The following is an 8307-nucleotide window of genomic DNA, read 5'->3' on the forward strand; positions in this document are numbered from 1 at the left end:
ATGGCGGGGCATGCGTGGCGCCTTCACGCCGTCTTCCACTCGTGAGGAAGCCATGGGCATGAGGAGTGGCGGGCCAACTCTTGCAAGGCGGCGTCGAGTTCCTCGACGTCACTTCGGGCCATGCTTCGGTGTCCCCGGCGTCAAGATCCTTCGCGGTCTCCCCAACGATCGCGGACCAGGGGGCAACCGGTGCGCGGAGCGCGTGGCTTCGCACCCGAAGTCCGGGTGGTGGTCGAGACCTTGAGCGAGGCTGCCGCTCGGTACCGTATCGGCAGGAAATCGAGTGGCAGCTGCGGCAGGTGCGTCTGGTCGCCAGGTCGCCAGGTCCGCAGTAGGCAGGTCAGCAATGGCTGGTCGCGTCGTCTGTGCGAGCGATCGGACGGCCGCACATGCCGCTATGCGGGCGTTCCGCGCCTGGGCCTCAGCCCCCTCCGGCAGGTGGCGGTCGAGAGCCGTCGGCTCGCGTACCGGTCGAGCGTGCCGGGAACCTTGGGCCACGTGGCACTCGCGAGGGCGTGGCCGAGCACGGCCGCGTCCCGAATCGCCTGCGCCGCGCCCTGGGCTTGGAACGGCACCATCGCGTTGCGTGTTGTCGCCCAGCAGGGTCACCCGCCCGATGTTCCATCGCGCAAGCGGGGTAGGCAGCGGTTCCCGAGGCCGGTGCCGGGAACCGGCTTGTGCCCAACGCCACGCGCGTGCTGCGAAGACTGGGCCGGCTCGACGCGGTCGCCGCGCAGGCCACCAGCCCTCCCACTTGAGCTTCCGCGCCTGGTCACCGTGGCCGCGAGAATGGACCAGGACAACGAGTCCGCCTGCGTGATGACGGCGCGCGTGGAGTGTTTGCGGGCGGACCTGGTCGTCGCCGCAGGCCGGGGGCGGTCCGCGGAGGGCCCCCGGCCTGCGGTCGATCCGACGGCAGCACATGAGCGTGCTCGCGGGTCACACCCAGGCGACGAGGTCGTACCGCTCGTCGTTCGCCGTCTCGTTCCACAGGAGCGTCGTGTGATTCCGTGCGGCGACACACGGCACGGGAACCGTGCGACTGGTGCCCACTCCTCCAGGGGTGACGGGCCCGGGCCGGACGTTCCAGTGGTCGCCACGCAAGGTGAGGGAGACCGCGGACAGGGGTGGCACATCGAAATGCCAGAAGGCTGTTGGTGGTGCGGACAGAGCATGGACGAGCGCGGCCCGGATGATCGCCGGCTCGGTGATGGCCAGTGCGTCACCCGTGCCAGGCGGCACTCTGCTGAGCCAGCCGGCGGTTCTGCGACAGAGCTGGCGTACCGACTCGCCTCCGTGTGGCGCGGCATCCGGGTCTGTAAGCCAGGCGCCGTACCCGTAGGGGTCGTGCGCGGTGACTTCGCCGACTGTGCGCCCACGCCACGTGCCGTAGTCGAAGTCGCGCAGCGTGGGTTCGAGCGTGGCGTTCAGGCCGAGAGCGTCGGCGATCTGCCCGCAGCGGGTCGACGGTGCCCGGATGGCCAGCGAGTACGGGGGGAGTGCGGCTCCGACGGCGCGAGCCTCGCGCAGGCCGTGCTCGCTGAGGAGACCGTCACCGAAGACTGCGTTCCTGCTGGTGTCCCCGGCTGTCGCGCACATGAATGTCAGGCGGACCGACATCGGCTTACCTCTTTCCTGGCCCGGCGTGACGCCGGATGGTGTGAGACCTTCGGAAACCGTGGGCGCCGCGGAATCGGCGATGGAGTTTGTGTCCTGGCAGGGGCTTCGACCAAGTCGGCTAGTTGATCAGGCGAGCGGGTGCGGTGGCGGCGTGCAGCATGTACTCCAGTGGTCCTCGTCGGAACGCCCGGGTCCAGGCGACGGCCAGCAGCATGCTGGCCGCGGCCAAGCAGGCCAGGGCCGGCAGGGCGGCGGACGTCGGCAGGTCGTCGATACCCAGGGCCTTGATGGCGATGATGTGGCCGGCGTAGGCGGTCAGGGAGACCGAGCCGACCGCGATGACGGGCGCGGCAAGCCGCCGTAGGCGGGCCGACCGTTCCATGGCGAAGAGACAGGCGGCGATGATCACGAGGCCGACGCCGGTGTTGCCCAGGATCGACCATGTCGTCTGGCTGTGCGGCGCGGCCACCAGCAGCCAGTCCGGGGTAATGGTGGTGGGGTCGCCCACGGTGTCGGACCACCAGGCCGATGCGGCCGCCCCGCCGTCCGTCGTCGCGCTCACGGCTGCCTGCGCGCCGGGGACCAGGTTCAGGGCCAGCCAAGAGCCGCCGTAGCCGAGCAGGGCCAGTCCGCTGCCGAGGAGAGTGATCGTGGCGCGTACGCCGGGCTTGGCGAGGTCGAGTCGGCCCACTGCCATTCCGGCGATGACGAAGGGCAGCCAGGTCAGTACCGGGTACGCGCCGGTGATGAACAATTCAACGATCCCGTCCGAATCGGTGATCCGGGCCAGCGGGTCGTGGGCGATGACGGCGTCGGCCCAGCTTCCGCCCTCGACCGCGGCCCGAAGCACATAGAGGACTTGGGGCAGTACGAGCGCGGTCGCCGCGGCGATGACGGCCAGGGTGTCGGCTCGCAGCCGGTACAGCGGAAGGGCGAGGAGGAAGACCATTCCGTAAGCGGCGAGGATCACGTCGACCGAGGTGTCCAGGCAGGTCAGGGCATATCCCAGGGCAACCAGGACGGCGGAGCGGGTCAGTACCCTGCCCATGGCCTGCCGCCCGGCTCGCCCCGTCCGTGGCTGTGGCCGACCAGTGAGAAGGACCAGGGTGAACCCGGCAAGCAGGGCGAACAGGGCAGAGGACCGGCCGCGTGCCACTTCCATCACCCAGCCCAGCGGGCCGCCCACCGACGGGTCGGGGCCGACGTGAGCCGCGTACATGCCGAACACCGCCAGGCCGCGGGCCAGGTCGAGTCCGATCAGCCGTCCTGTTGACGCCGTAAGGGAGGGTGCGGGATCCGCCCCCACAGCGGATGCCGCCCCGGACGGTGCGACCTCTGATACGACGTGCAACATGTGATCCAGGGTCCTGGACGGTGTGCGTCACAACCATCCGGCAGGTGTCCGGAACCGCCCCCGCCGACTGGCCGACGCAGCCCCCGCCGACTGGCTGGATTCGATGCTGTGAACCAGCCGGGAGTGTCACGACATGGTACGAATCGGACAGTGGTCCCATGGTGAGTGGAGCACCCGTGATCCGAGTAATGGTGGTCGACGACGAGGCCCTGATCCGCAAGGGTTTTCAGTACATCCTCGACGCGGCGCAGGACATCGAGGTCGCGGCGGCGGTTCCCGGCAGCCAGGCGCTTCAGGTGGCGCAGGAGATATGTCCTGACGTCGTGCTTCTGGACATCCGGATGCCGGACGTCGACGGCCTCACCGTCCTGGCCGGCCTCCGCCGGTTGCCCCACCCTCCGGTGGTGGCCATGCTCGCGACAATCGGCTTGGACGAACACGTCGCAACGGCACTTCGCTCGGGCGCCGCGGGCTTCCTGCTCAAGGACACCGACCCCGAGCAGCTTCCGTTCCTGGTGCGGACCCTGGCCGCCGGCGGCACCGTACTCTCGTCCAAGGTCACCCGGACGGTCGTGGACGTCTGTCCGAACGCCGGCCCCCAGGAACCCGCTGCCCGCAGCCTCGCCCGACTCACTGACCGCGAGCGCGCCGTACTCGTCCTCATCGGCAAGGGACTGTCCAACAGCGACATCGCCACACGCATGCAGCTGAGCACGAGCACGGTCAAGGACGACGTGAGCGCCATCCTCACGGAACTCAAGGTGGGCGGCCGCATCCAGGCCTCCCGGCTCGCCGAATGGGCTTGCCTTCTCAAACCGCCGCGGGACCAGGAGGGGGGATGACCCCTCGCCGCCCGCCCGCCCTGCTGTTGGACGCCATCCTCGTCGGAGCCTCGCTGCTCGATGTCTGGGTCAAGGTCCACATCGACGAGTCGCTGCGCCTGGGATGCGCCCTGGTCGCCGCCTTCTCTCTTCTCTTGCGCCGTCGCCGGCCGCTGCTTACGTTCCTGCTCACGCTGCCCGCCGTCCTGGTCTCCGACGCGGTCTTCGCCGCGCTGGCCGCGCTGTACACTCTCGCCTCATTCAGCCGACACCGCGCCCTGCTGGCCGTCTGCGTGGCGACATTCACGATCTGCGACATGACCTCATGGCCGTCACTGCACTGGAACCTCGCGGCCACCTCGACCCTCGTCACTCTGGGCTACACCGCGGCGACGGCGGCCGCTCCTGTCTTCCTGGGCCAACTCGTCCAGACCCGGCGCGATCTGTCGCAGCGGCTTGCCGAGATCTCCGAGGCGCGCGACCACAAGCGGCTGCTGACCGCCCAGGCCGTGCTGGCCAGGGAACGTGCGCAGCTCGCCCGGGAGATGCATGACGTGGTCTCCCATCAGGTCAGTCTGATCGCGGTGCGGGCCGGAGCCCTTCAGGTCGGCGCCCGGGACGCCGAAGTCAAGGAAGCCGCCGCCACGATCCGGCGGCTGAGCGTGCAGACCCTGGACGAACTACGGCACATGGTCAGCGTCCTGCGTGCCTCCGGGGGCCGCCCCACGGAGCTGACACCGCAGCCGTCCCTGGCCGACCTTGAGCGGCTGGTCGACAACAGCGGCATCCAGGTCGAGCTGCAGACCGACGTGTCCGACGACCTTCCGCCCACCGTTCAGCGCGCCATCTACCGCACCGTCCAAGAAGCGCTGACCAACGTACGCAAGCACGCACCCGGGACGAGTGCGACGGTTCGTATCCGCAACGAGGGCGGCGCCATCCGTGCCACGATCACCAATACCCCACCGACCCGGCCTCCTCTCCCTCTGCCCAGTGCGCACCATGGTCTGGTCGGACTGGGGCAGCGCGCCGCACTCCTTGGAGGCACCGTCACCTCCGGTCCAACGGCCGACGGGGGCTACGAACTGGACCTCGAGCTTCCAGCCGAGGGCGAGTCGTGACGGACCAATGTGCTGGAGCATGGCGAATGAGACCTCTGCCTTTGCTGCGGCGTTCGCCGACTCGATGGCGTTGATTCGCTTCGATCCGCAGTGCAACCGGCTCAGGACGTGACCGCCTTCGCCAGTCGGCGGTATCCGATCAGACATGCGGCGAGTCCGACGAGTCCGACGAGTCCGACGAGTCCGACGAAGCCGACGAAGCCGAGGAAGCCGAGGAAGCCGAGGAAGCGTTCCGTTTTGCGTTCGTAGCGTCGGTGGAGGCGACCGGCAGCTCGCCAGCAAGGAGGCGGTTCGCCCGACTACCCACCGGCGGCAGCCCAGGCGGCCGGAGGGGTCGATAGCGCGGATGCTCACCGAGCCGATCGCACACCGGCATCAGCTCAGCCCTCCACGGCTGACGAGCGCATCCAGGATCACGTGGTGGAGCGGCAGTACACGGTCCGCCAGCACGGCCTGAATCCCGTCGGCAACTGTCGCCAGGTGCGGCCCGACGTGGCCACGGAACCACCCGCCTGAGCAGGTCCCCCTGTTCATCGCTTGTGCTGGGTCGGCGAGCGTGGGGTCAGAACCAGTGCAGGCAGTGCGGGGAGCGCTCGGCGCGGAAGAGGGCGTCAGCGAGGGCGGCTGCGCCCGGGCGGTGGGCCCGGATGTGTCCGGCACGCACGAGCGTGCTCGGGACGGTACCGCCGAGGTAGATCGAGCCCAGGTCGCTCACGTCCAGGGACAGGTCGGGCTCCCGGTCCGTCGGGACGCAGTCGGCCTTGCTGTCCCGGACGGTCAGCAGGTAGCGGCCGTGCTCGCCCAGGAACGGGTCGTCGATGTCGAGGACGAGCTCGCCGTCCATGAACCAGCCGCGCGCTGTCAGCGCACGCGGGACGTCCAGCAGCCGTACCCAGAGCCAGTCGGTGTCATGGCTCACCTGGCCGGCGCGGAAGTCCGCGAGCTGCCAGCGCAGTGGGTGTTCGGGCGGGAAGTGCTTGAACACGACCTGAGTGACCAGGTCGTGTCCGAGCACGAACCGGGCCAGGGCCGTGAAGACGGCGTCGTCGGCGGCGATGGTCTCGTCCACCGTCAAGGTGCTGGGCTCGCCGGTCGAGTAGCTGGCGTACCCGTCCGGGACGCCGTCGGCGTCCCGGTGGACGGCGACGTAGCGCGGCGCCGAAGCGACCGGGGGCTGCCCCGCGCCCAAGGCCCACCAGCGATGCGGCCGGGACAGCGCGCCGGGCTGTGCGCGGCGGTAGCGGTCGTAGACCTCTTCCAGGATCTCGCCGCACTCGGCACGCCGCAGCACCTCGACCGAGCCGGTCTCTGGGGCCTCGGCTGTTCCGCGCGCCCGGGGGAGGGCGAGGGCGGCCTGGTGGCGCGGCACCGTCAGCCGCTGTGTGTAGGTCGCGGGTCCGTAGCCGAACCTGCGGTAGATCAGGGCCTCGGAGGCCAGCAGCACGGAGAGGAACTCCCCTCGGGCCCGCAGCTCAGTGAGTTGATGCCGCATCATCGCGCTGAGCACGCCCTGGCGTCGGTGCGAGGGCAGGACGCCGACGGCGGTCACCCCGGCGGCCGGGACGAGGATCTCACCGGGCAGGGTGAGCTCGAAGGCGTACGCACCGGCGGTGCCGACGGGCCGCCCGTCCGCCGTCAGGGCGAGCAGGTTGCGGTCCATTTCGAGCGCCGACCACCAGACCCCGCTGCCCTCGGTCGGGGTTTCAGGGAAGCGCCCGAACGCGGCATGGAGTGTGTCGACGAAGACGTCGAGGTCCTGTTCGGTCGTGGGACGAATCTTCATCGCTGCCGCTGCCTCCCTGGGGTACGGCACCACGACTCGTGGTGTCCCGCCACAGTGCAGCGTCGACCCGTGGCCAGGTCAAGCGGATTACGGCCGATCACAGCAAGGCCCGGTCCCAGCCCTGCCGCGGGGGGTGAGTTGCGGTGGTCGGGCTCGGCGAGGTCCGGCCACTGAGGCAGACGCCTTCGATGCGGCGGATGCGACAGGGGCATCGCTGGTTGGCCCGTTTCCGTCAGTTCGTTCCCGCCTGATCGCAAGGCGCCCCCGCTTGACCTTACTTGTGCGTATCCCCGTGACCTCTCCGATGCATGCCGGCGACTGACCGGGCTTACGCTCACCACCTGGCGGGCCGAGCTGAGAGGCAACGTCCTGGACATCGGCCGCCCGCCCGAACACGACGTGTGCCGCATCATGGACGCCGTTCTCTCCGTCGCCCGCACCGGCCTTCCTCGGCGATACCTGCCACATGACTTTGCATCGTGCTGGGAGCGCAGAGCGAGGAGACCTCCGCGAACGTGCCCGCGGCCGACCGGGGCATCGGTGCCGGCACGAAAGTCGCGGGCCGCAAGTGCCACAGCATGTGATGTCCCGCTTCACCCCGAACTGGCGCGACACCTGAACCTCGAAGCCAACAACCTCACCGGGGTGAAACGGTCCTTTGGGGGACGGGTGTGTGGGTGGTGAGTTGGGCGGTGAAGACGGTGGTGTTGTTTTGGTGTGCGGTGATGTGGGTGGTGGGGGTGGGGTCGCTGTCGGTGTTGTTGTTCCGGGTGGTGTGGGTGGTGATGTAGGTGGGGGTGTGGTGTTCGGTGTAGTGGTGGAAGGTGGCGTGGAGGGTGGTGGGGTGGTTGGGGTGGGTGGGGTGGGTGTGGGCGGTGGCGGCTTGGTGGGCGGCTTCGAGGAGGACCATGCCGGGGATGTGGTCGGTGGTGTGGTCGAAGAGGATGGGGTGGTGGGGGTTGGGGGTGAGTTGCCAGGTGTGGGGGTGGGGGGTGGGGGTGAGGACGATGTCGTGGGGGAGGGTGCGTCCGTAGTGGGTGGGTGGGGGGTTGGGGGGTTGGTGTTGGGTGGCGGCGGTGCTGGTGTTGGTGGTGGTGTCTGCTGTGGGGGTGGTGGTGTGGGGGTGGCGGAGGCGTTGGTAGGTGGTGGGGGTGAGGCAGGTGAAGCGGCCGGTGCCGGTGGCGGTGGGGTGGCCGTTGCGGGTGATGGTGATGTGCATGGTGAAGTCGGTGGGGCGTTTGGTGTGGGGGTGGTGGGGGGTGTAGGTGGCGGTGAGGGTGAGGTCGGTGGGGGTGGGGCCGATGGTGAGGTGTTGGGGGTGGGTGGTGAGGTGGAGGTTGCGCATGAGGAAGTGGTGGCCGAGGGGGATGCCGAGTTCGGCGTGGGCGAGGTAGAGGCCGGTTTGGCGGATGGTTTCTGCGGCTTGGAGGGGGTGGTGGTGGGTGCCGTCGGGGGTGGTGAAGAAGGTGTGGGCGCGGGGCCATTGGGCGGTGAGGGTGTAGTGGGTGTCGCCGGTTTGTTCGCAGCCGGTGAGGAAGACCTCGGCGAGGGTGGAGCGGTGGACGTATTCGCGGGGGACGGTGGTGGTGAGGCGGGGCATGGGGGTGG

At 69.5% G+C, this 8307-nt stretch carries 6 protein-coding genes and 1 pseudogene; 3 read left to right on the top strand and 4 right to left on the bottom strand.

Going from position 1 to position 8307, the window contains the following annotated elements:
- Positions 1 to 939: 939 nt before the first annotated feature.
- On the bottom strand, positions 940 to 1620 hold the full coding sequence (locus tag ACZ7M3_RS41730; protein WP_355312464.1) for a histidine phosphatase family protein: 681 nt from the start codon (positions 1618 to 1620) through the stop codon (positions 940 to 942).
- Between the two features lie 118 nt (positions 1621 to 1738).
- Positions 1739 to 2974, bottom strand: coding sequence for a DUF418 domain-containing protein (locus ACZ7M3_RS41735; protein WP_472070730.1), 1236 nt, complete (start codon positions 2972 to 2974; stop codon positions 1739 to 1741).
- Positions 2975 to 3150: 176 nt separating this feature from the next.
- Here ACZ7M3_RS41735 and ACZ7M3_RS41740 point away from each other — a divergent pair, with 176 nt between their 5' ends.
- Entirely contained in the window at positions 3151 to 3816 is a 666-nt protein-coding gene (locus ACZ7M3_RS41740) for a response regulator (RefSeq protein ID WP_472070732.1), read from the top strand.
- Complete coding sequence (locus tag ACZ7M3_RS41745) at positions 3813 to 4916, top strand: sensor histidine kinase (RefSeq protein WP_472070734.1); 1104 nt, start codon at positions 3813 to 3815, stop codon at positions 4914 to 4916. The genes ACZ7M3_RS41740 and ACZ7M3_RS41745 overlap by 4 nt, the downstream gene beginning before the upstream one ends.
- A gap of 562 nt (positions 4917 to 5478) precedes the next feature.
- Here ACZ7M3_RS41745 and ACZ7M3_RS41750 read toward each other — a convergent pair.
- Entirely contained in the window at positions 5479 to 6699 is a 1221-nt protein-coding gene (locus ACZ7M3_RS41750; protein WP_472070736.1) for a GNAT family N-acetyltransferase, read from the bottom strand.
- Between the two features lie 318 nt (positions 6700 to 7017).
- Between ACZ7M3_RS41750 and ACZ7M3_RS41755 the strand changes: the two are divergent.
- Positions 7018 to 7274: pseudogene (locus tag ACZ7M3_RS41755) on the top strand (transposase); the annotation flags it as partial.
- Positions 7275 to 7336: 62 nt separating this feature from the next.
- On the opposite strand, the gene ACZ7M3_RS41760 reads toward ACZ7M3_RS41755, so the two are convergent.
- Positions 7337 to 8307: ScbA/BarX family gamma-butyrolactone biosynthesis protein (locus ACZ7M3_RS41760; protein WP_472070738.1), on the bottom strand; the 971-nt coding region annotated here is incomplete at its 5' end.

Source organism: Streptomyces sp. NPDC111656 (assembly GCF_055656965.1).